The organism is Stenotrophomonas sp. YIM B06876 (genome assembly GCF_030711595.1).
Classification (GTDB): domain Bacteria; phylum Pseudomonadota; class Gammaproteobacteria; order Xanthomonadales; family Xanthomonadaceae; genus Stenotrophomonas.
The window spans coordinates 25,607-48,204 of sequence record NZ_JAUJUJ010000025.1; the positions used below are offsets into that span (position 1 = coordinate 25,607).

Consider the following 22,598-nt stretch of genomic DNA (forward strand, 5'->3'; position numbering starts at 1 on the left):
CTAGAATCGGCAATTCACCCGCTCTGGATGTCGACGATGCGCCACCTTGCCCATTGCCTGATCCTGTTGATGGCGCCGGTGGCAGCGCATGCCTCCGATGCGCTCAGCGGCAACGCCCATACCGGTTGCAGCTATTCCCCGGGCGAAGTGGAACGGATCGCCACGCCGGCGGCCGCGGTCAATCTGGCCAACACCCCCTCAAGCCCGCCGGCCAAACCGGCGGCCGCGCACAGCGGCGGCGGGGATGACGAGCTGATGCCGCGCCTGCGCGCGCCCAAGTGGCACCGGTTCCTGCCGGGAATGTTCCGCTGATCCAACGTCTGTGGCGCTGGCTGCAGCGGGCCCCTGCGGCGATTGACGACGTCCTGTGGCGCGAGGTGATCCGCAGCTGCCCATGGGCGCACGGCCTTGATCCGGACCGCGAGCAGCGCCTGCGGATGCTGACCACCCGGTTCCTGCATGAAAAACAGATCACCCCGGTTGCCGGGCTGGAACTGGATGGGCGCCAGCGTCTGCTGCTGGCGCTGCTGTGCTGCCTGCCGCTGGTCGAATTCGGCGGCGAGGGGCTGCATGGCTGGAGCCAGATGATTGTCTATCCCGATGCGTTCCGCGTGCACCGCAGCNGCTGTGCTGCCTGCCGCTGGTCGAATTCGGCGGCGAGGGGCTGCATGGCTGGAGCCAGATGATTGTCTATCCCGATGCGTTCCGCGTGCACCGCAGCCACGTGGACGCGGCCGGGGTGCTGCACGAATGGGATGACGAACTGATTGGCGAGGCATGGGGCAGTGGCCCGCTGATCCTGTCCTGGGCCGATGTGCAGGCCGATATCGCCGATCCGCACGCCGGCTTCTGCGTGGCGGTGCACGAGATGGCGCACAAGATCGATGCACTCGACGGCGCGCTGGATGGCACCCCGCCGCTACCGCGCGACTGGCAGCGGCAGTGGGCCCACGATTTCCAGCGCTGTTACGACGCCTTCCGCGCCGACGTGGAAGCCGGCCGTCACTGCGGCGTGGATGCGTATGCGGCCGAGGCACCGGAAGAATTCTTTGCCGTAGTCAGCGAATACCACTTCTCCGCTCCGCAGATCCTGCAGCAGGAGATGCCGGAAGTGGCCGCGCATCTGCGTCGTTTCTATGGCCCGCCGCCGTTTGCTGCCGCGCCCGCGCCCGCGCACTGACGGTGGTTACAGGCCCGGCGGCAAGCTGACTTCGAAGCGGGCGCCACCGAGTTCGGGCGAACGCTTGACCTGCAACTCGCCGCGATAGTCCTTGATCAGGTCCTGCACGATCGACAGGCCGATGCCGTGGCCCTGTACCCGCTCGTCGCCGCGCACGCCGCGCTGCAGCACCTTGGCGATATCGTCCGGGGCAATGCCGGGGCCGTCATCATCCACGGCCAGCATCAGGCCGGCGCGGCGCCCGGGCGCGGCCGGTGTCGCCCGCGCCGTCAGCAGCACGCGTCGTTTGGCCCACTTGAACGCGTTTTCCAGCAGATTGCCCAGCAGCTCCTGCAGGTCGCCCGGTTCGCCATAGAACTTGACTCCCGGATCGACCTCGAATTCGCACAGCACGCCCTTGGCGACGTAGACCTTCTCCAGCCCGCGCACGATCTCCTCGGCACTGGCCTCGATCGGCACCGGCGCGGAGAACAGCTTGTGGCCGCTGGAAGCGGCCCGTGCCAACTGGTAGGACACCAGGTTGTTCATGCGGCGCAGCTGCACGTCGATTTCCTCGCGCAGCTCCGCTTCGCTGCTCTGGCCGCTGTCCAGCTGCGTACGCAACACCGCCAGCGGCGTTTTCAGGCTGTGCGCCAGATCGGCCAGGGTATTGCGCTGGCGGTCGAGGTTCTCGCGCTCGCTTTCAATGAACGCATTGATGCTTTCGGTCAGCGGCTCGAGTTCGCGCGGATGCTGCTCGCTCATGCGCTCGCTTTCACCGCGCTGCACCTTGGTCAACTCGTTGATCACGCGTCGCAGCGGCCGCAGGCTCCAGCGCAGCACGAAGGTCTGCAGCAGCAGCAGGATGACGCCGGTGACTCCCAGCCAGAACCACACCCGGCCGCGGAACACACGCAGCTGCGCGCCCATCGCGCGCGCATCCTCCATCACATAGATGGTGTAGGGAAATTCAGCTTCGGGCACACCATCGCCGCCCCAGATCAGGCCCAGCCCGTAGCGATAGACCTTGCCGGGGCTGCCGTCGATCTGGGTGATCGGCAACGGCCCTTCGAAAATCTCGTGGCGTGGCGGCAACAGGCGGTCGCTGACCTCGGGCAGGATCGGCCCCTCGGCCGACATCGAATTGCCGTGGCCGCCGGGCATCACCACCTGCAGGTACAGACCGCTGCCGGGTACATCGAAACGCGGATCTGGCGGTTGCTCGCGGATGTACAGCGAGCGGTCGCGGGTAAAGTCGATGCCCCCGGCATAGGCGGTGGCATAGTTTTTCAGGCGCTCACGCAGGTTGGCTTCGGCGGTGTCGGCAAAGGCCGCATCCAGCGCATAGCCGGCCAGCGCCAGAAACGCCACCAGGCCCACGCTGGCGGCCAGCAACTGCCGCGCCTGCAACGAGCGCGGCCGCCAGCGCCGGAATAGCCATAGACGACCCACTGCGATCCCGGCGCCTCGAACAGACTCAGCCTTCGTTGCGGGGAATGGCGAAGCGGTAGCCGCGACCCCGCACGGTTTCGATCGGCTTCAATTCGCCGTCCGGATCCAGCTTCTTGCGCAGGCGGCCGATGAACACTTCCAGCACGTTCGAATCGCGGTCGAAGTCCTGCTGGTAGATGTGCTCGGTCAGGTCGGCCTTGGACACCAGCTCGCCGGCATGCATCATCAGGTACTCCAGCACCTTGTACTCGTAACGGGTCAGATCGACATTGCTGCCACTGACGCTCACCGTCTGGGCCGCCAGGTCCAGCGCCACCGGGCCGCATTCCAGGGTCGGCTTGCTCCAGCCCGCCGCACGCCGCAGCAGCGCGTTGACGCGGGCCAGCAGCTCTTCGACATGGAACGGCTTGACCAGGTAATCGTCGGCGCCCTGCTTCAGGCCCTCGACCTTGTCCTGCCAGCTGGAACGGGCGGTCAGGATCAGCACCGGGAACTTCTTGCCTTCGTCACGCAAGGCCTTGATCAGTTCCATGCCCGACATCTTGGGCAGGCCCAGATCGATGATGCCCACGTCGAACGGCACTTCGCGGCCCATGTACAGGCCTTCCTCGCCATCCTGGGCCGCATCCACCGCAAAGCCTTCGCGCTTGAGGCGTGCCGCCAGGGTTTCCCGCAGCGGGGCTTCGTCTTCGACCAGAAGGATACGCATGAACTCTCCCTAGTTTCTTTGGCCGGCAGGCGCCGGCGGATATGGGGTTGACGCGGACTATCGCTGTTCAGGGGTTAGCGCCGCGTGGTGGCCTCTCGGCCGGATGCGGGGCCTGGGGCGCGGACCGTGCTGGCGCCGGATCGTCCATATAGCGCACCCGTCCGCGGTCATCCATGAATTTGACCCGGTTGATGTCGCGCCCGTCGTAGGGCACGCGCTCGGCGCCGAGAATGCGACCACCGGTTTCGCGCTGCACCCGGCGTACCGCATCGGACAACGAGCGCTCAGGCGCCTGGGCGCGCGCTTCATTGGCTCCAAGGGCCTCATCTCGTACCCGCTGCGCCATCGCTGGCGCCACTCCGGTCCCGACTGCGACAAGCGCAGCGACAACGGCAAGGACGGGGCGATAGCGGAAAGCGGAAGGCATGGTCTGATCCTAACGAACTGCAACGGAACGTTCAAAATCTGTAAAACCGGCCGCGCCGGAAACTTTCACAGAACTCACGAAATCGACGCAAATTCTTGATTTTTAGGGGTGAATCCGGTCTGAACTCATCCGCCCACCCCCAACCTGCGTTCAGCTAGTTGAACGATATCACCCCCGCCGTGCGCCAAACCGTCAGCCCGCGATCCGCTCCCCCTGGTAGCGGGTGACCTGCAATGCCTGCTCGAGCAATTCCCAGCCCGCCCCGGGGCGGTGCGCGCCTTCGCTCAGGATCTGCCTGAATGCGCGTCCGCCGGGTTGTCCATGGAACAACCCGAGCACGTGCCGGGTCATGTGCTTGAGCGCCACGCCCTGGGCCAGTTGCGCCTGCGCATACGGGGCGAAGGCGCTCAACAACGCTTCACGCGATTGCAGCGGCGCGCCGGTCTGCGCCGATTCCAACGCATGCAGCACGTAGGGATCGTGGTAGGCGGCGCGTCCGAGCATCACCCCGTCCAGGGCCGGCAGCTGTGCCTGCGCGGTCTCCACCGTGGCCAGGCCGCCATTGAGCACTACCTGCAGCTCCGGCCGCTCGCGCTTGAGCCGGTGCGCCCAGTCGTAGCGCAGCGGCGGCACCTCGCGGTTTTCCTTGGGCGACAGGCCCTTCAACCATGCGTTGCGGGCGTGCACGATGAACAGGCCGGCGCCGGCCGCGGCCACCTGGTCGACAAACGCGCGGAACCGGTCGTAGTCGTTGTCCTCATCCACCCCCAGCCGGCATTTGACCGTGACCGGGATGTCCACCGCGGCCACCATCGCGGCTACGCACTCGGCCACCAGCGCCGGTTCACGCATCAGGCAGGCGCCGAAACGCCCGGCCTGCACGCGGTCGGAGGGACAGCCGCAGTTGAGGTTGACCTCGTCATAACCCCAGTCCTGGGCGATGCGCGCGGCCTGCGCCAGCACGGCCGGCTCACTGCCGCCCAGCTGCAGGGCCAGCGGGTGTTCGGCCCCATCGAAGCCCAGCAGCCGCTCGCGATGGCCGTGAATCACCGCATTGGCATGCACCATTTCGGTGTACAGCCGCGCACCCGGCGCCAGCACCCGGTGGAACACCCGGCAGTGGCGATCGGTCCAGTCCATCATCGGGGCCACGCATAGCCTCAAACCATCTAGAACGTAAGGCTTCCGGGGCTTTTCAGACAATTCTGACGAAACTTCAACAACTTGCATTGTTCACCTATTTCCGGGGGTTTCGGGGCGTTACCCCAGCTGCAGTGCTACAGTCGGCGCTACAAATGGAGGCTTGTAGCACCGATGGGAACGATCACATCACGCCGGCGCGCGGACGGCTCCACAGGATACACCGCACAAATCCGGCTCAAGCGCGACGGAAAGATCGTGCACTCAGAAGCCGAGACCTTCTCGACCAAAGCCTTGGCCAAAGAATGGACGACTCGCCGTGAAGCCGAGCTGGCCGGCCAGCGGGCGCGCGGGGAAACCCTTGGCGCGCGGATGACGGTCGAACAGATGATCGAGTGGTACCAAGCTCAAGAAAGGCCAGACAACCCCTGGGGAAGATCGAAGCGCGCCGACCTGGCGCGGATCAAAGCCGGGGCGCTGGCCGGAAAGCGGGTCGACAAACTCGCGCAAGTGGATTTCATCGCGTACACGCATGCCCGGCGCGTGGCCGGCGCCGGGCCCGCCACTGCAGCAAACGACCTAATCTGGCTTCGCCAGGTGTTGCGGGCGGCACGGGTGGCTCTGCAAGTGCCGGTGCCGATGCAGGCCTTGGATGAAGCTGCGGAGTATCTGCGCAACAGCCGATCCATCGGCAAGCCGAAACAACGCGATCGCCGACCTACGCCGGCTGAACTCGTCGCGCTTGAGGACCACTTCGCACACCGCGATATGCGTGCACAGATCCCCATGCACGACGTGATGTGGTTTGCCATCCTGAGCGCGCGTCGGCAGGAAGAAATCACCCGACTGCGCTGGGAAGACATCGACACAGCAAAGGGCGTGGCGCGGCTGCGCGACGTGAAGCACCCAACGAAAAAACTGGGCAACGATCGCACGTTCCGCCTGCTGCAACCTGCGCTCGACATCATCAATGCCCAACCTCGACACAAGCTGCCTGACGGCACCGAGGATCCACTGGTCTTCCCCTACGAACCTAAGTCCATCGGCGCGGCATTCACGCGCGCATGCCGAGTGTTGGGCATCAAAGATTTGCGCTTCCACGACTTGCGACACGAGGCCACCAGCCGGCTATTCGAAGCGGGTTACAGCATCCAAGAAGTCGCACTGTTCACCCTCCACGACAGTTGGGCCACGCTAAAGCGCTATGCGAACCTCCGTCCGGAAGACATCAAAGCGCGATAAGCCTATTCAGCCAACCTTGCACACACTTAAAGAAAAACGTGTGCCCCTTCTCAGCAGGTGTCACTAATGCGCGAAATTCCTTACCCGCATCCTGGCGAAATTCTTGAGGCTGAGTTCATGGTGCCGATGGGGATCGGTGTCCCAGAACTCAGCCCGGCAATAGGCGTGACTATTGCTGAGGCTTCGATGCTTCTGAAGGGGAAGCTAGCCGTGACACCCCATATCGATTCAGCCCTCGCAGCATTCCTTGGCACATCGCCCGGCTTCTGGAGCGGACTTCAAGTTGACTACGAAAAGTTCAACGGGCTTAACCGAACTCCTATAGAGCAATAGCCCAACAGTGTCCGGGCCACGGGGCCCAGATGACACTCTCAGGCTCTGTTTGACTGCCTTGTTTCTGATAGCGACTTCATCCGCCGTCGCCCTACTTAGATCAGTCAAAATTGCGGCCGCCGCAACTTTGGGTTCCCTGACAGCGTTTTGCTGGGTGGAGCTGCCCAGGCGCGGCGGGGAATCGCCGTTGCTGGCCGCCAGCACCTCGCCTATCCCTAGGCGAGGCCGAACCGGTCGGATTGCAAGTTGCACCGATCGTTGCTGTTAGAAGAGGTTGATGTCCTCTGACGAAGTGCTCAAGAGGAACTCCCCGCTGTAGCCTGTAGGTATTGGACTACCCTGGAAAGAAAGAGCGGGCACGCTAATTCGTGGTCTGGCGAAATCTTCCCGCCGTTGCTAAGAAGTGCCAATCTGGGTGCCCCATTAGCCCGCGAGGGAGTCCACGGAGACGCTCCGGTAGCCCCTCAAAATTGCGGCAGCCGCAATTATCGGTTGATCCCTGGCGAAGTCTCCACCCGGGGGCCGGGTAGCCCTTCAAAGTTGTGGTAACCACAACTTTCAGTGGGTGTGGCCCGCCCCCATCGGTCAGGCCCGGCGTTCGCCTAGGGGCATCCAAAATTGCGGCTGCCGCAATTTTCATCAGGCACCCTCCCCGTCTTCGCCGTCGCCGTCGCCGTGGTCGTCGCCGATGACCTGGGCCATTCGTTCGAACAGACCCGTATCGCCATGAAGGCCCTTCGCGACTTCCCGAAGGAACCGGTCGTAGCGGACATCGGCGGCTGCGGCCGAAGCCTGTACCGCCTCGGGCGGGATCGGCGGCGTGTGCAACAGGTATGACCTGGCGAACGTGTCAATGAAGGCAATGCACACGTGAACATCGTTGCGGGCAATCCGAATGTCTTTGGACAGGCGCCCCAACGTGGCCACAAACCGGGCCTCCAAGTGCTCGATGTCGTCCTTTTGTTCTCCCTGCTTCAGGTAGGCCCGTAAGGCTTCCCGCTGGTAAGCGGCCGGGGTCATACCCCGCTCTTTGGCCGCGTTGATGGCCTGGGCGTGTAGCTCGTCGGACACGCGAAGGCCCGGAAGTTGTTTTGCCATGGTGTGTCACGCTTGTGACACGGAAGGGCGTTGGCTGTGATACAGAATAAAGCGAATGAAATTAGATTCTTAGTGTCGCAAAGCGCGACTACCGCATCACACCCTTTATGTTCCACTATCTTTGGCTGTGGGCTTTTCGCTTTCGCGAGTCTTTGCTGGTCTGATTCAACATCCCCTGTGCCTGAGTTTCAGCGCGTCCCCCCAACGAGACTCGATGCAGGTGTTTCTGGACCTGGGGAACGCTTCCTCGCCGAGCTTTTGGTCTGCCGAAAATTGCGGCTGCCGCAATTTTGGAACTACCTTGACCGTGATCTAGCCGCATCAGCGTAGGCACCGCGGACTCCGGCGTAGCGGCTTTTCCGCGCGAGCGAATTCAGACGTCGGACGAATTTTCGAACTCTTCGTGCTCGGGTCCGAAGTGCTTCTGGAACCACTTCTCCGTGGGCTAGTCCCATGAACTGGACTGAGTCGTCCCGAACAGCAGCGGCAGAAAGCTGCAGCTTGGAAACATGCTGCCGCCGTCGCCTACGCCCGATAACCCTCCACCTATCCCTAGGAGTGGCCCAAACCGGATGGATTGCCGTAGGCACCGATGACTGCCGCCCTCATGACAGCCACCTCACACGCCAAGAATGCTCAGCCAAAATTGCGGCCGCCGCAATTTTGGTGCGATGCAATTGCGATGCACCATGAGGGGTAGCGCGATGCGCATGAAAGCCGTGTAGCTTCAACATCCCACTCTGGCTGACTTGCCCGCATGTTCCCGCGAGCGTCGGGCTGCTGATTCATGATGCGAGTAAACCGGCTAAGTCAGTACTTGGGCGGCTAGGGCAACCCGATTTGTAGAACTTCAAAATTGCGGCGGCCGCAATTTTGGGAAGCTGCCGTATACAGATAGTGGCAAATTCCTAGGGCGTTAATTGACACGCTAGAGCACCTTGGCACTGTGCCAAAAGCGGTCACCGCAGTCTCGGGTCCGCCGGCTCCTGCTCAGGAATGTTAAGTCGAAGCAAGTTGGCCACGCAGCGCGCTGCAGCCGGCGAGGCGAAAGACCAGCCCGCACCGCGCGGGCGCGGGAAGAAGGGCTAGAACGATGGAGGAGGGGAACCAATTCTCCCACTATCCGGTGTGGATCGGCCCCCTTCTAGTAGCGGGCTGATTTGAGCCAGCGCGTTGCCTAGGCCGTAACGGTCTTCGACGATGTAGCGGGTAATCCGCTCGGCTGGCCGTCGCAGGATGCGCCGCCACGCCCAGATATACAGCTGGCTGCAGGGGCCGCGCTCCCAGCTGTCTATACGGGTTGCAGCACGCTGCAGCAGGGCCTTGTCAGCATCTCCCAGCGGATCTTGCAGGCGGATGGCCAACTCAGCATGCAGCTGAAGCCGGCGAGCCTCCAGAAGCCACTGGGCTTCAAGGGCTGCACGACGCGCTGAGAGCAGGTCAGTCATCGGCCAAGTTCCACCACGGGCGGGGGCGGGTTCGTGGGTTAGCCGCTGCCGTCTCCCAAGCGCTGTCGCGCTCCGCATCGGCCCGCTTCACAAGGTGCGACGGCGGCCTAGCGCGATCCAGGTTGATTACCTGGGATGCCGGCCGAGCTGTACCTTGTGTCCTAGCGAGGCTAGGCGGCAGCAGTCCGACTCTTGGGCGATCTTGGCAAAATTTCAAAGATACGCACCTCAGGGAAGGGGCGGGCGAAGCCTTTTTTTTTCACGAGGCTCCAGCTGCAGCCCGTGTTCAATGCACCGCCACATGCAGGCCTTTGCAGCTGGTGGTACGTAGGAAGGTCGCCAGCTCCATCCGCTCAGCCAGCGTCGGCACATTCCTAGCGGCCTACTTTACCTCGTCCAATAGTACGGTCGAGATGACGCGCCCTGTCGAAGTCTAATCAAGAGCGAGAGCTACCCACCCGCTCTTGGTAGAGATGCTTCTGGAACCCGATGAACACGTTACGGATCTGCTCGGGCGTACCCAAATCAGCAGCCGCATCGGAGATGGCGTGGTACTTGAGTCGCAACAGCGGTGACAGCTTGTCGAGATCAAGCTCGTCGACCCCTTGGTCCACGTAGTGGCCAAGTACGAACTCCAGGAACGCCAGCTGGCGGTTGCTCTGGTAGCTGGTACTGATGCTCGCCTTGGCCATGACCGCACGCTCCTCGCGCGTGATCGGCGGACGCGTATAGGCCACGTAAGCCAGCACATCGAACAGGTCGCTGTCTTGGGCCTCGATGGCCTTCTGCATTTCGGCCAACGCGTCGCGGCCGAAGCCTTTCTCGCCCAGCCCCGTCAGCAGCGCCTTACGGGTGGCAGGCTCGCTCCATATCTTCCGCAGCTGATCTTCGTCCTTGAAGAACTCCGGCAACGTGCCGAACAGGCTTTCGAGAAACTGCGCGGCCGACATCGGCTTGCCGTCTGCGCTCCAGAATGTCGTGGCCATCATGCTCTGGATCTGGCGTGCCTTGCCGTCTGCCAGCTTGACCTGGATCTTCACTGGCCGTGGTTCGAGCGGTTTCGGCCCGCGTGGCGGCTCCGGATCGGCGCCATCGTTTGGCGTGCGCGGACGCGGCGACTCCGGATCGATCGGCTCGCCGTCCCACTCCGGGTCACTGAAGTGGTGGTGTGCCTTCACGAAGTCGTAGACGGTGAAGAAATCCTTGCCGTCGTACAGGCGGGTGCCGCGACCGATGATCTGCTTGAACTCGATCATCGAATTGATCGGCCGCATCAGCACGATGTTGCGCACGTTGCGGGCGTCGACGCCGGTTGAGAGCTTTTGCGACGTGGTCAGGATCGTCGGGATGGTCTTCTCGTTGTCCTGGAAGTCGCGCAGGTGCTGGTTGCCGCGCTCGCCATCGTTCGCCGTCACCCGCACGCAGTACATGGGGTCGGAGCTGATCCTGGACTGGTTGATCAGATCACGCACCATCAGCGCGTGTTCCTGGGTGGCGCAGAACACCAGCGTCTTTTCGCGCTGGTCGATCAGGTCCATGAAGATCTTGACGCGGTAAGCCTCGCGCTCAGGAATCACGATGACACGGTTGAAGTCGCTTTCCGTGTAGCGCTTGCCTGGCACCACCTCGCCCTCCACCACGGCGTCGTCGGGGGTGTAGGTGTAGTCGTCGATGGTGGTGGCGAACTGCTTGACCTTGAAGGGCGTCAGGAAGCCGTCGTTGATGCCTTCCTTCAATGAGTAGCTGTATACCGGCTCGCCGAAATACGCGTAGGTGTCCGCGTTGGTGTGGCGCTTGGGCGTGGCCGTGAGACCCAACTGCACGGCCGGCTTGAAGTACTCCAGAATCTCCCGCCAGCTGCTCTCGTCCTTCGCACCGCCACGGTGGCATTCGTCGATGACGATGAAGTCGAAGAAGTCCGGCGGGTAGTCACCAAAGTACGGCGTCTCCCCCGGCCCGCTCATGAAGGTCTGGAAGATGGTGAAAAAGATGCTGCCGTTCTTCGGTACGCGGCCCTGCTTGCGGATCTCATCCGGGGCGATGCGCACCAGTGCATCCTCGGGGAATGCGGTGAACGCGTTGTAGGCCTGGTCGGCGAGGTTGTTGCGGTCGGCCAGGAACAGTACGCGCGGGCGGCGGGTGGGCTCGTCCTCGTTCTTCCAGTCCGCGAGGTTCCAGCGGCTGTGGAACAACTTCCACGCCAGTTGGAATGCAATGAACGTCTTGCCGGTGCCGGTGGCGAGCGTCAGCAGGATGCGGTCGCGACCTTCGGCAATGGCATCGAGCACGCGCTGGATGGCGATGTCCTGGTAGTAGCGGCCCTGCCACGTGCCGCCCTTGTCCTCGAACGGGACGGCGGCGAAGCGGTCGCGCCAGGCGTTGGCCGTGGCGTAGGTACGCGCCCACAACTCCTCGGGGCCGGGAAACGCGGCAACGTCTCCCTCCGCGCCGGTTGCCATGTCGATCGCATAGATCTTCTGGCCGTTGGTGGCATAGGTGAAGCGCACCGCCAGCTTGGCGGCGTACTGCTTGGCCTGCCCGACGCCTTCGGTATGCGGCTTGTCCCAGGCCTTGGCCTCGATCACCGCCAGCTTGGTATTGCGGTACACCAGCACGTAGTCGGCAATCTCGGCTCGGGCGCGTTGGCCGTTGCCCTGCAGGCGGCCGGGCGCGATCACGCACTGGCTTTCGCGCAGGACGCGGCTGCCTTCGAGCACGCCCCAGCCGGCCGCTTTCAAGGCGGGGTCGATATGCTCGGCCCGGGTCTCGGCTTCATTCACGCGTAGCTATCCCCCTGATAGACAGGACGATAGTAACTGGTCGCCGCACTACACACGGCGACGCATCGCCCCGTCAGCACAACGCCGAAGCGACACATCAAAGCTGGCCGGAGAAGGCCTGGTGAAGCAGGGATTGCTTGAGGGCGTCGAGGGCGGTGAATTTACGGTGGTAGAGGGAAACGAGATGTGCTTCTTTTGCTAATAAGTCCTCGACCTGCACAACAACCGCCTTCTGCTCGTCCAGTGACGGAACGTCAGCTAGTCGGAACGCCCTTATGTCTTTCACGTTGATGTGCTGCACCGTTGCCCCACGGGAATGCGCAAGCAATCTACGCTGACTGTTTTTCTGAAGAAGCAGGTATGCAAGGTAGGTTGAATCGAAAGCATTCTTCTTTGGCCGAATAAGAACCGTCCGTTGACCAAGACAGACCTTCATCCCTTCAGGGATTACCGCTACGTTCCCTGCAGGTGCTTCCCTAGCCAAAATCAGGTCGCCAGGGCGCGGCTCCGCTCGGCGCGTCCACTCTTTGTAGGTTGAGTCAGACACCCGATAGACACCTTCAAGCAGCAACTTTCCTCTGCCGATATTAGGAGTGCGAATAGAGGGAATTCCGGAGTCCTGAGTCGGCGCGGTCTTGTGTTCGCAATCAACGATTGATTCGCTCAATTCTTCAAGAGTGTGTTCGGCAGGCGCATTCGAGTCATGCGGGAACAAAGATTGGATCAGCGCATCCGATAGATCGCGCGCGTTCCTGAGGTTCTTTTCGGCGTTGGCTTTTGCGGTGGCAATGCCCGCCAACGCTTCATCGAGGATGCCGACGATCCGCTGCTGCTCAGAGCGAGCCGGATAGACGATCTTCAACTCTTTGAGTAGCTTGTAGTGACGGGCGTATCCGAGTGAGACGAGATTGGCTGCCTGGAGCTGATAAAAGAAGTACTTCGGCGATAGGAATTCTCGTGACTGCAGCAACTTCACACCATCGGCCCCAAGCACGAAGTCGAAATCGACATACTTCAGAACCTTGGTGTGATCACCGAAGATCACGATGGGCGTCGTCACCTTGAAGAGATCAGCCTCGTTATCCCAATAGCCGTTGATGAACGCGTCTTCTTGCGAAACGATTGGATAAGCACCGTCGTCCAGGAAGTCCTTGCGTTGGACCTTCGTCGTGTAAACCACTTTTTCGATGCATTCCTCGAAGGGCTTTAGCTGCCATCCGGCCTTCATAGCAATGCCCGAATGCTCGCCAGCACTCCCGCACTCTCCGCATCCAGCGCCGCAATCTCGTCCATGATTTCCTGCGGGCTGCGATGCACGACTTCCTCGCCGCCATCCGGGTTCTTCACCGACAGATCGAAGGTCGCCTGATCGAAGCCGGTCGCCTCCACGCTCCAACTCTTCGGCGAATCGGAAAACGTCTTCTGCAAGGCCACGAACTCGACCAGGTCCGCATCATTGAGCGGGTTGGTCTTGCCCATGCTGCGGCCCGGGTCGAGCTGGTAGTACCAGGTCTTGCGCGTCGGCGCGCCCTTCTCGAAGAACAGCACCACGGTCTTCACCCCGGCACCGAGGAACGTGCCGCCGGGGCAGTCGAGCACGGTGTGCAGGTTGCAGCTTTCCAGCAGCAGCTTGCGCAAGGACACGCTGGCGTTGTCGGTGTTGGACAGGAAGGTGTTCTTGATGACGATGGCGGCGCGGCCGCCCGCGCGCAGCGACTTGATGAAGTGCTGCAGAAACAGGTACGCGGTCTCGCCGGTCTTGATCGGAAAGTTCTGCTGGATCTCCTTGCGTTCCTTGCCGCCGAACGGCGGGTTGGCCAGCACGACATCAAAGCGGTCCTTCTCCTGGATGTCGGCGAGGTTCTCGGCCAGCGTGTTGGTGTGGACGATGTTCGGCGCCTCGATGCCATGCAGGATCATGTTCATGATGCCGATGACATAGGCGAGGCTCTTCTTCTCCTTGCCGAACAAGGTCTCGCGTTGCAGCGTGCTGCTGTCGCTGGTGGACAGGTTGGGCTTGCTGCTCAGATAATCGAACGCTTCGCAGAGGAATCCGGCCGAACCGCAGGCCCCGTCATAAATGGTCTCGCCGACCTTCGGGTCGATGACCTGGATCATCGCGCGGATCAGCGGACGCGGCGTGTAGTACTCGCCGCCGTTGCGCCCGGCGTTGCCCATGTTCTTGATCTTGGCTTCGTACAGGTGCGAGAGCTCGTGCTTCTCCCTGTGGGTACCGAAGCGCAGCTCATCGACACGCTCGATCACATCGCGCAGGTTGTAGCCAGACTGGATGCGGTTCTTGATTTCACCGAAGATCTCGCCAATCTTGTATTCCAGCGTCTGCGGCCCGCTGGCCTTGGCCTTGAAGCCATGCAGGTACGGGAACAGCTTGCCGTTGACGAAGGCGAGCAGATCATCGCCGGTCATCGCCTTGTTGTGATCGAATTTGCCGTCTCCGTCCTTGGGCGCTGCCCAGTTTTCCCAGCGGTATGTCGGTTCCAGCAGAAAGCTGTAAGCCTTGCCTTCCAGTTCGGCTTCGAGCGCCTTGTCGCGTTCGAGCGCGTCCAGGTACTTGAGGAACAGCAGCCATGAGGACTGCTCGGTGTAGTCGAGTTCGCTGGTGCAACCGGCATCCTTGTGCAGGATGTCGTCGATGTTCTTGAAGGTCTGTTGGAACACTGCGTGGAATCCCCGTATGCGCCCATCAATTTTACAGGAGGGAGAACGCCTGGAGCTGGGTCCCCGCGCCGTTCTTCTGCTGATCCCTTGCGAGGCAAGCAAGTCCATCCAGCTTGTCCGACGAACAAGTGAGTCCAGGATTGCGAGAGCACGGCGACCGAATAGCGTTTCGGCAAGAATATGGCTGCACCGACCGGCGCTTTGAGTGATGGGAATCTCATCACACTGTTCTGATCTTTGGAGCGTGCAGGGGACGCGCCTACCCCGTTACCAACAATTACGCCTTGCGTGGAAGATCCTTGGCACTGAGGCCATTTTTTCTGCTTCCAGCTTGTAAAACGATCCCATATATATATGGGGATTAGCGCGGGTACATTTAGGTTCGCTCGGGGTGACATGTAGCCATGCTGGGTTGCATCTGATTTCCACTACAACGCGCTAATCAGAGCTAGACATGAGCGTTCAGCCCTGCGAAAGATGGGCCAACGGCCGTTTTCGCATTCCTATTTTGCAAAAAAAGGGCGCCGTTAGGCACCCTTATTCGTCATTCTGGCTTATCGCCCACGTATGCCCGAACCGAGGCTAGGCTCGGCTCTTAAAGAATCCCGCAATCTCGGCAATATAGCTCGCAGAACGAGCTGACGCGGACCGGCTCACCCCGGTCGAGCATGGATCTCGACTGCTGCCAGGCCCTGGAGGTCCGCTGGTGTCGGGCGCTGTGGTTTCACCAAGACTATTTTTTGCGGGAGCATCTTGCTGAGAGTGCCGTTTGCCCGAACAACGGGACACGCTATCCACGGTTCCACGAGACGTTCTCGCCTCCTTCATGGCGCGAAGGGTGTCTTGATCGCGCTCCTTCTGGATCTGCTTGCGTGCGCCATGTAGGCCTAGCAACTTGAAGAACTTTGACGTCAGATACTTTCGTGACTCGCGCCCGACAAATTTTCTGTTTTTGATCACAGGCGCCTGCCTCTCTTGCCGAATCAGCCCCAGGCGGATTGCAATGCGTATCCAGCGTTTGTAACGCTTGACTGATACCTCTTGGGGTCTAAACGCACCAAACGCATAACGTCCGATCGTGCGCCACGATTTGGCGGTGTTGGTTCCACCGCACAGGAAGCCATCTGGGTCGGAGACCGCCAGGCAGCCTGACAGGAAAGCACAGAAGTTGATGAAGCCGTCCAATCGCGGTGCACGAATTCTTGCACGTGCTCCGTCTGGCAACTCGCGATTGAGTGCAGCTAGCTCGGCGAATAGAGCGCTGTCCCGCGTTTCGCTCCAAGTGCGTAGCTTAGCGACCCCCTTCTCGACAAATAGAGGAAACTTGACTCCCTTCGGGCGCTTCCAATGACACGCTCGATAAGGTGTCGAAATGACAGTCTTTCCACGCGCAGGACCTATGATCAACGTGTCCTTGAGTGAGAAGGTCTGCTCGTGCTGCAAACAGTCGAGTGCGCCCGATGCACTTTGTATTCGGACCTCGGTCTGTACTGCACAATGAACAGCTCGACTCAGAAACAGTCCTTCCAGGCACTGGTCGTGCCACGTAGTCAAGATCACGGCAACGACTACAGGTGCGCGCTAGATGCGCTGGCACTTTGGATCTTTTTCCACTCCAATTCAGCTGCCTCACGCTGTCGGTCTACATACGCCGCTAGCGCAGGCGCATCAATGATCCACGGTGATTTCTGGCTCGCCAGTCTAAAAGCCGGGACAGGCAGCGCTGCACGAATGGCGCGCTTCGCCGCTTCGGCAGGAGTTAGACCAAATAGAGGGGCACACTTCGCCAAGGGAATTTGTGCAGTCCCGTACTCGGCCATAAGAAGCATCAGGGTCTTCATGCCTGCACCGAAGGGCCGGCGACTTGAGGCCGCTCCAAAAGGTCAGCGACTTGGTCAGTACGAAAATATGCTCGGTTGCCTATCCTGACCTTGGCCACACTCAACACAGTCGCCGCATGCCCGGTACTCTTGCTCAGGGTGGTTTTGAGCCCTGCCTCGCTTCGATCCAAGATGATCGCCAACTGCGCATAAGTGAGCAGCGGTCCGTACTTGTCGAATAGCGCCTGTTGGATGTCCATGTTTCGCGTGATCCTGGGTAAGCCTGCGCAAAAGATAGGCCGTCACACGCAATAGCTGGGTAGCGTTTTATGTCAGAATAGGTTGACATGAAATCTTTCCACGCCCACATCAACACAGCAATCAATGCCTACGCGGAGTGCCCACCTCAGCTTTTGTCAGGGATGTCAGCCTTCGGGCTTGCGATGACGGATTCGCACTCGCTTACGTCGCGGCGCTTTTCCATCTGGAGCTTGTTGAAGAAGCATGTTGACGAGCCGTTCGCAGCTGCACTCGTCTGCTACTCCGGTGAATGGAGCCGGGAACTACTTGTTGGATACAGACCGTCTTCCAGCGGGCGCCCACCTGGACAAGCCGTGCTGGACCAACTAGCTCTAATCCCAGCTGTCGCCCATCTGAGTAGTCCTGCGATCCCGCCAAGCAACTTGGCGTCAGCAGACAGGGCCATCTTTGCGTTAGAGCGCTGGATTCAGTGTTTGCGACTATCAATTCACAGCTGCGATAGCACGAGCGGGGTTTTACCCCCTAGCGCCAGGCCGCTTGTCCAAGCGCTCGACTTGATGCGTGAAGTTCTACAACTACTTGAACGGCTTCGTCCACGGCACGAAGGAAGTGCCGTTCTGGGGCGTTTACCGGACCACGCAGCCGGCGGTAGCCATGATCTATGTTGCGAGCTGTGCTGGCGGCCAAGCATGCGGTGGGTGGCCACATCCAAAGCGCCTCATTTGCTAGGCAGCCGACTCAAGAGCGGCCGCTTCTGTGAAGCACACGACCCCAGCGATCCCAAGTCTCGTTACCGAACTGACATGCGGTACAAGACGGCTTTCTTGCACGAGCTGGATGCCGTCTACAACTTCGCCAGGTCAGCATTCGCTCTTGAGCTACCTGGCCTCCCCCATCCGGACGAACATATGCTTCGGCGATTGGCATATGACCGGGTCCACGCAGGGATACGGACACCCAATGCTCGCAACAAATCGAGCCTCATAGAACGCGTCTGGATGCTCCACCAAGAAGGACTTACGCAGTCTGATATAGCACGAGTGTTAGGCATATCGAGGCAGGCCGTTTCCGGTGCAATGCGTAAGTTGAAGACAATTTGGAACGACCATCAGACGCGGCTGCGCGAGTATCTTCTGCCCTAGTCGAAACCGTCTATCTCAGCGAGGACCGACTGTCCCAGAGAGATGACGGCAGCGATGCGATCAAGCGTCACGGCGGCGCCGAATTTCTCAACCGCGCGTTCTCCGGCCCAAGGTAAGCGAAAAATCCTCAACTCGTCCGACCCTAAGGCAGCTGTCACCCACGGCACGCGCGACATTATTGTGTCGTGGTCACAATGTGAAAATGCTGAGTGCTGCCGATATGTTGTCCGCAGCGTGGCATGCGCAACTACATCGATAGCCAGAGAGATGAATGAAACCCCGAAAAATGCTTCAAAAAAAGCATCTGATGAAGGCGCAGCGCGAGAGGGCAACTAGTGAGAAGTCCAGATCTCGCACGAAATAAATAATGCTAAGGAAGAACTGTAGTTAACCCAAGGATGGATTCCCGAACAGGCGGCAGAATAACTCCCACACCATAGTCTAAGAGTGCCTCCCTAACGTTAACGATCTGCTGCTCGAGTTCCCTGATCAAATCACCAGTCTCGCTTGTCGCAGGCAGCTTCCCTTCGTCAATGGCCCGTTTAGCGCGATCAAGATCTATCTCCAGCCCAACCAACTGGCTGTTCAGAGCACGAACAGTTGCCAAGGTCACTCGCCTGTACTTTGGCACTTCTCCATCATTGAGTCCAAGCAACTTGGAGGTCCACACTCCATGAGGAGTGAACGCCTTCACCTCACCAGTAGATGCGTCGAACTTCATATGCGAAGCCATCTGATGGTCGCAGGGATTGACTATGTGCGGATCAGCCAACTCATCTGCGGGCCAGTAGCTTCCCTTGCGGGAGTTGCAAGCGTGGCAGCAGTAGTACAGATTGCCGTAATCGGCTACAAGACCTGCGAACTGCGGCAGCCCCTTGGGTCGGTAGTGATCTACCGTGAAAATCTGGCTGGGATTGGAAATTTTAGGGGCGCGGCAATAGACACACACGCCGGAGAATTCGGTTCTCAACACGCGCTTGTAGGTCTGATATCGTTTGAACTGGCGAGGCCGCTCAGTCCGCACGTGCCTATCTTTCGGATAGTGAAAGAGAGCCGACATTTAGCATCCGCGAAGAACATCGCGGACGCGGACGCGGAGGTCGGCTGCCGACTCGGCTATTCCAGCGGATTGCTCAAGCCGCTGCCACTGCTCCGGTGTTACGCGCGGCGCTAGCAGGTCCAAACGGCGATTGAGAATACTCAGCCGCGCAAGAATCTCATCACTAATCTGCGAGCCGCTTTCCTGTATTTGCAACAACTGCGCCCTGTACTTGGACGCCTTCGCCAAGGCTCCCTGCTCCGGATGCACTCCAACGTCGTGCGCTGAAGCATGAAACTCCGTTCCCGATGCAACAGCCCTACCCTTCGGCCTGAAATAATTGTTCGCCTTAGCGACTACTGTGACGTCCGATTCCTCAGCATCTACTGACTTAGACATCTCAAGAAGGCTTGTCGGCGCGTCAACAGAAAAAATGCGGCGCAATGTGGCGTTGTCAGAGAGGAAACGACTGATTAATTCAGTGCCTGCTCCACTCGGGCGCGGCGGCGCTGTCGAGTACGAGGCAGCGCCGCCCCAATATTGACTGTTCGTATCCATTGGCGGGCTATACAAGTCCATGTCACCCTCTCAGGAAATTTCTGGCTGCATCACCGAGCGACCAATCGAAAATCTGGAAGGCCGACGAGTGAAGGCGCTCAATGACGCTGATGCTATCTGAGACTTCCACTTCCTGCTGGTACACATCGATATCGATAACGTACTGCGGCCGCTGCTCCTTGGCATCAAGGTCGGCCGCAGCAAAACGCAGACCGTGTTGGAGCAAAAACCCTTTCTCCTCATCACCGGCCGCCAGTCGGCCAGAATAGTCACTGATTCCCCTGGCATTTCCTTCTAGAACCGGGGCTACCAAACTCGGATTGATCCAGCCTTCCCCTATCGGATCCGCCGGTTGGTCAATCACATTGATGTAACGCAACCCGATTCGTGTAAAGAAGGTTGAATCGATAATTTTCTCGGCCGCCGGGACCAATTCCGCCGCTCTTTTTAGCAGCTCCGAAAAACCTTTGTAATGCGTTCCCTCTATTGCGACAGAGTTCGGCTTCAGAGAGATCGACCAGCCACCCTTAATCGAACGAAACACATGGAAAAAGGTTGATCCAGTTCCACTCGCGCCAATACTCAGCTCGTTCCCCCGCTCCAAGTTGGGGTAGCTCTTCCGCAATGATCGAGCAAAGTCGATCGGCGGCTTAGCCTCCCCCAGTTCAAGTAGGGTTGGGAACCGGAACTCACACACAATGGTTCGCACCAGACTTTGCTTGTACTGGTCGAGATTGGCAGATTCAGCCGTAAACAAGGATTCCATGGTCGCTCAAGGCAGGCCGAATGGTGTGGTGAACCATTGTCGCATGATCAATGAGCCGCTGTCCTGGCAAACGAAGAGCCACATCAGTGCAACAAACCATCATAACAATGATGCAACCAATTGATTTAATTGTAACTATGCCTAATGTCGGTCCAGTCCATCATCGGGGCGACGGACAGGCGCAGGGAGGTGGCGTAAGACTGGTTCTGAATCGACGGCAAGGCAATAACCCATCACAACGGGGGTCCGGGCCGCACAGCGGCAGGCATCGACGGACACGGGGGGACGACAAGATTAAACGATGCCCGGCTGCACCCCGATGCACCCGCGCAGGGCCGGGAAGACGGGGGCGGTCTGCTATGGCCGTTCCAGCCCGGCGTTCCGCTTTCCGAAGCGGACCGGCAGCGCCGATGGCGCGGCCGCCTGACGCGGCGGCGAAGCCCTGGCCACAACCGGGGACTGGAGCTTCAAACGGAGGGAGCCGCGGTGAGCGCGATCACCGCCACCCACAGCAGCTTGCACCCCACGTGCAGCGCCTGGTCGAGATTGAAACCGATGCGCCTGGCGCATTTGAGGTCATCGATCAGCGCGTGCGCGGCGAACTCCAGCACCCCCAGCAGCAGACTGCCGGTGATGACGCCCACCACGCCGCCATGGATGAGCGCATGCGCGCCCAGCGCCTGGTACCACGGCACCCCGGACACCGGCGCAAAGCGGTTCTTGGCGCGGGCCAGGAACTCGCCCTGCAACGGGTAGTCGGCCAGGGCGTGGCCGACGATCAGCAGCGCAAACAGCTGGAGCAGTTCGTAGCAGGCCATCGGCACGCTTCCGGCAGGCGATGCGGCAAGTCTGGCATCACTTGGCCATGACCGTGAATACGCCGCCCCCGCCTGCCGGGCCGCTTCAGCGGTGCGCCGGGGGCTCCAGCATGCCGACCGAGGTGATCCCCTGCAGGTCGGCCAACTGGTCGGCCACTTCCAGCAGCCGCGCCCGCGGCAGCTGCGCATCACAGTGGATTTCCACCAGATCCTCGCTGTCGTCACGGCGTTTCAGCGAGATCCGCTTCACCGGCAGGTGGAAATCGGCAATCGCCGATTCCAGCCGCGCCAGCGACGAGCCGCGGGCCAGCGTCACCCGCAGCCCGTTGCCGATCGAATTGCGGTGCAGATAGCGCTGCTCCAGCGGCTTGAGCAGTGCCAGGATCGCCCACAACAATGCGGTGGCCATGCCCGCGGCGGCATACAGTCCCGCCCCGGCCGCCAGCCCGATCGAGGCCACCGCCCACAGCCCGGCCGCCGTGGTCAGTCCGCGGATCACCTGCTCGCGCTGCAGGAACAAAATGGTGCCGGCGCCGAGAAAGCCGACGCCACTGATCACCTGCGCGGCAATGCGCGAGGGGTCGAGCATCATGTGCGGTTGCTGCAGCACGTCGGCAAAACCATAGGCCGAGACGATGATGGCCAGCGCCGAGCCCACGCACACCAGCATGTGCGTGCGCAGGCCCGCGGCCCATTCCAGACGGCCGCGGTTGATGCCGATCACCGATCCCAGCAACGCGGCCAGCAGCAGCCGCAGGCCCACTTCCCACCACTGGATCATCGCGCCCTCCGCCTGTCGTCGTCCGGTGCGGAAAGTGTAGGCGCATGCCCGCACACAACGCGCAACCGGCGCGCTGGCGCGGCATGCCGCACGTACCGCTGCCGGGCGCCGCCCGGCCCTGGCGGCCTCCTGTGAAACCAGCTCTGTCGTCTGCCCGGCATCACCCGGACTGCTTGTAGGGCATAACAGCGCTGCGCCGGAGCCTTGCCGCAAGCGCCCCCTGCCGGGTGCTGCCCGGCACTACGGACAGGGCCTTACACTCGGCTCCTCGCTTTCTTCAGGAAACATGCCATGTACGGCAACGACACGGCGCTGCTGGTGATCGACCTGCAACCGGACTTCATGCCCGGCGGCGCCCTGCCCTGCCATGACGGCGCCGCGGTCGTCGAGCCGATCGCGCAACTGCTGGCCGCGCGCCGCTATCGCACCGTGGTCGCCACCCAGGACTGGCACCCGCCCACGCATGCCTCGTTCGCCCGCCAGCACCCGGGCAAGCAGGCGTTCGAGGTGATCCCCCTGCACGGCCAGCCGCAGACGCTGTGGCCCGATCACTGCGTGCAGGGCACGCCGGGCGCGGCGCTGGACCCGCGCGTGGACTGGTCGGTGGTCGACATGATCCTGCGCAAGGGCGGCAATGAAGCGGTCGATTCCTACAGTGCGTTCCGCGAAAACCACGATGCCCACGGCCGGCGTGCGCCTACCGGACTGGCCGGCTGGCTGCGCGAGCGCGGCATCGCCGAAGTGCATGTGTGCGGACTGGCCCGCGACTATTGCGTGCTGTGGAGCGCGCAGGACGCGGTGGCCAGCGGTTTGCGCGTGCGCTTCCTGTGGGAGTTGACCCGTCCGGTCACGGTCGCCAGCGACGTCGCCACGCGCCGGGCACTGGCGGAAGCCGGCATCGCGATCGACTGATCCGTCCCGGCGCTGGCGTCCGCCCGCCAGCGCC

The 22,598-nt window shown here is 61.1% G+C and carries 20 protein-coding genes and 2 pseudogenes; 6 read left to right on the forward strand and 16 right to left on the reverse strand.

Annotated elements, in window-relative coordinates:
* Window positions 1–36: 36 nt before the first annotated feature.
* From QZH66_RS10790 to QZH66_RS10800, 3 genes and pseudogenes are all read left to right on the forward strand, one after another.
* Complete coding sequence (locus QZH66_RS10790) at window positions 37–312, forward strand: hypothetical protein (RefSeq protein WP_305805946.1); 276 nt, start codon at window positions 37–39, stop codon at window positions 310–312.
* A pseudogene (locus QZH66_RS10795) lies at window positions 279–623 on the forward strand (zinc-dependent peptidase); the annotation flags it as partial. The gene QZH66_RS10790 and the pseudogene QZH66_RS10795, both read left to right, overlap by 34 nt.
* Before the next feature lie 2 nt (window positions 624–625).
* A pseudogene (locus tag QZH66_RS10800) lies at window positions 626–1,180 on the forward strand (M90 family metallopeptidase); the annotation flags it as partial.
* A gap of 6 nt (window positions 1,181–1,186) precedes the next feature.
* On the opposite strand, the gene QZH66_RS10805 reads toward QZH66_RS10800, so the two are convergent.
* From QZH66_RS10805 to dusA, 4 genes are all read right to left on the reverse strand, one after another.
* The gene (locus QZH66_RS10805; RefSeq protein ID WP_305805966.1) at window positions 1,187–2,617 is read right to left on the reverse strand and encodes an ATP-binding protein; all 1,431 of its coding nucleotides are present in this window, start codon (window positions 2,615–2,617) and stop codon (window positions 1,187–1,189) included.
* Between the two features lie 19 nt (window positions 2,618–2,636).
* On the reverse strand, window positions 2,637–3,320 hold the full coding sequence (locus QZH66_RS10810) for a response regulator transcription factor (RefSeq protein ID WP_305805947.1): 684 nt from the start codon (window positions 3,318–3,320) through the stop codon (window positions 2,637–2,639).
* A gap of 67 nt (window positions 3,321–3,387) precedes the next feature.
* Window positions 3,388–3,666: a hypothetical protein gene (locus QZH66_RS10815; protein WP_345783843.1), complete on the reverse strand. Its 279-nt coding sequence runs from the start codon at window positions 3,664–3,666 to the stop codon at window positions 3,388–3,390.
* A 273-nt stretch (window positions 3,667–3,939) separates the two neighbouring features.
* Window positions 3,940–4,950, reverse strand: a complete 1,011-nt coding sequence (dusA, locus tag QZH66_RS10820; RefSeq protein WP_305805949.1) for a tRNA dihydrouridine(20/20a) synthase DusA — start codon at window positions 4,948–4,950, stop codon at window positions 3,940–3,942.
* A 111-nt stretch (window positions 4,951–5,061) separates the two neighbouring features.
* Between dusA and QZH66_RS10825 the strand changes: the two genes are divergently transcribed.
* Both QZH66_RS10825 and QZH66_RS10830 read left to right on the forward strand, forming a co-directional pair.
* Window positions 5,062–6,129, forward strand: a complete 1,068-nt coding sequence (locus QZH66_RS10825; protein WP_305805950.1) for a site-specific integrase — start codon at window positions 5,062–5,064, stop codon at window positions 6,127–6,129.
* A gap of 66 nt (window positions 6,130–6,195) precedes the next feature.
* Window positions 6,196–6,462, forward strand: a complete 267-nt coding sequence (locus QZH66_RS10830; RefSeq protein ID WP_305805951.1) for a HigA family addiction module antitoxin — start codon at window positions 6,196–6,198, stop codon at window positions 6,460–6,462.
* A gap of 639 nt (window positions 6,463–7,101) precedes the next feature.
* Here the strand turns inward: QZH66_RS10830 and QZH66_RS10835 are convergent.
* The 12 genes from QZH66_RS10835 to QZH66_RS10890 form a co-directional block, all read right to left on the reverse strand.
* Window positions 7,102–7,560: a hypothetical protein gene (locus QZH66_RS10835; protein WP_305805952.1), complete on the reverse strand. Its 459-nt coding sequence runs from the start codon at window positions 7,558–7,560 to the stop codon at window positions 7,102–7,104.
* A 1,085-nt stretch (window positions 7,561–8,645) separates the two neighbouring features.
* Window positions 8,646–9,008: a hypothetical protein gene (locus QZH66_RS10840; protein ID WP_305805953.1), complete on the reverse strand. Its 363-nt coding sequence runs from the start codon at window positions 9,006–9,008 to the stop codon at window positions 8,646–8,648.
* A 437-nt stretch (window positions 9,009–9,445) separates the two neighbouring features.
* On the reverse strand, window positions 9,446–11,788 hold the full coding sequence (locus QZH66_RS10845; RefSeq protein WP_305805954.1) for a type I restriction endonuclease subunit R: 2,343 nt from the start codon (window positions 11,786–11,788) through the stop codon (window positions 9,446–9,448).
* A 97-nt stretch (window positions 11,789–11,885) separates the two neighbouring features.
* Window positions 11,886–13,016, reverse strand: a complete 1,131-nt coding sequence (locus tag QZH66_RS10850) for a restriction endonuclease subunit S (protein ID WP_305805955.1) — start codon at window positions 13,014–13,016, stop codon at window positions 11,886–11,888.
* Window positions 13,013–14,467: a type I restriction-modification system subunit M gene (locus tag QZH66_RS10855; RefSeq protein WP_305805956.1), complete on the reverse strand. Its 1,455-nt coding sequence runs from the start codon at window positions 14,465–14,467 to the stop codon at window positions 13,013–13,015. Before QZH66_RS10855 ends, QZH66_RS10850 begins: the two co-directional genes overlap by 4 nt.
* 1,568 nt (window positions 14,468–16,035) lie before the next feature.
* Complete coding sequence (locus QZH66_RS10860; protein ID WP_305805957.1) at window positions 16,036–16,308, reverse strand: pyocin activator PrtN family protein; 273 nt, start codon at window positions 16,306–16,308, stop codon at window positions 16,036–16,038.
* Complete coding sequence (locus QZH66_RS10865) at window positions 16,305–16,547, reverse strand: DNA-binding protein (protein ID WP_305805958.1); 243 nt, start codon at window positions 16,545–16,547, stop codon at window positions 16,305–16,307. The genes QZH66_RS10860 and QZH66_RS10865 overlap by 4 nt, the downstream gene beginning before the upstream one ends.
* A gap of 1,513 nt (window positions 16,548–18,060) precedes the next feature.
* Complete coding sequence (locus tag QZH66_RS10870; RefSeq protein WP_305805959.1) at window positions 18,061–18,750, reverse strand: HNH endonuclease; 690 nt, start codon at window positions 18,748–18,750, stop codon at window positions 18,061–18,063.
* Complete coding sequence (locus QZH66_RS10875; protein WP_305805960.1) at window positions 18,751–19,287, reverse strand: hypothetical protein; 537 nt, start codon at window positions 19,285–19,287, stop codon at window positions 18,751–18,753.
* A 22-nt stretch (window positions 19,288–19,309) separates the two neighbouring features.
* The gene (locus QZH66_RS10880; RefSeq protein WP_305805961.1) at window positions 19,310–20,053 is read right to left on the reverse strand and encodes a TIGR04255 family protein; all 744 of its coding nucleotides are present in this window, start codon (window positions 20,051–20,053) and stop codon (window positions 19,310–19,312) included.
* A gap of 467 nt (window positions 20,054–20,520) precedes the next feature.
* A complete protein-coding gene (locus QZH66_RS10885; protein ID WP_305805962.1) occupies window positions 20,521–20,871 on the reverse strand; it encodes a DUF3307 domain-containing protein in 351 nt (116 codons plus the stop codon).
* An 85-nt stretch (window positions 20,872–20,956) separates the two neighbouring features.
* Window positions 20,957–21,652, reverse strand: coding sequence for an MgtC/SapB family protein (locus QZH66_RS10890; RefSeq protein WP_305805963.1), 696 nt, complete (start codon window positions 21,650–21,652; stop codon window positions 20,957–20,959).
* Window positions 21,653–21,943: 291 nt separating this feature from the next.
* On the opposite strand from QZH66_RS10890, the gene pncA reads away from it, so the two are divergent.
* Window positions 21,944–22,564, forward strand: a complete 621-nt coding sequence (pncA, locus tag QZH66_RS10895) for a bifunctional nicotinamidase/pyrazinamidase (RefSeq protein WP_305805964.1) — start codon at window positions 21,944–21,946, stop codon at window positions 22,562–22,564.
* Window positions 22,565–22,598: the final 34 nt, after the last annotated feature.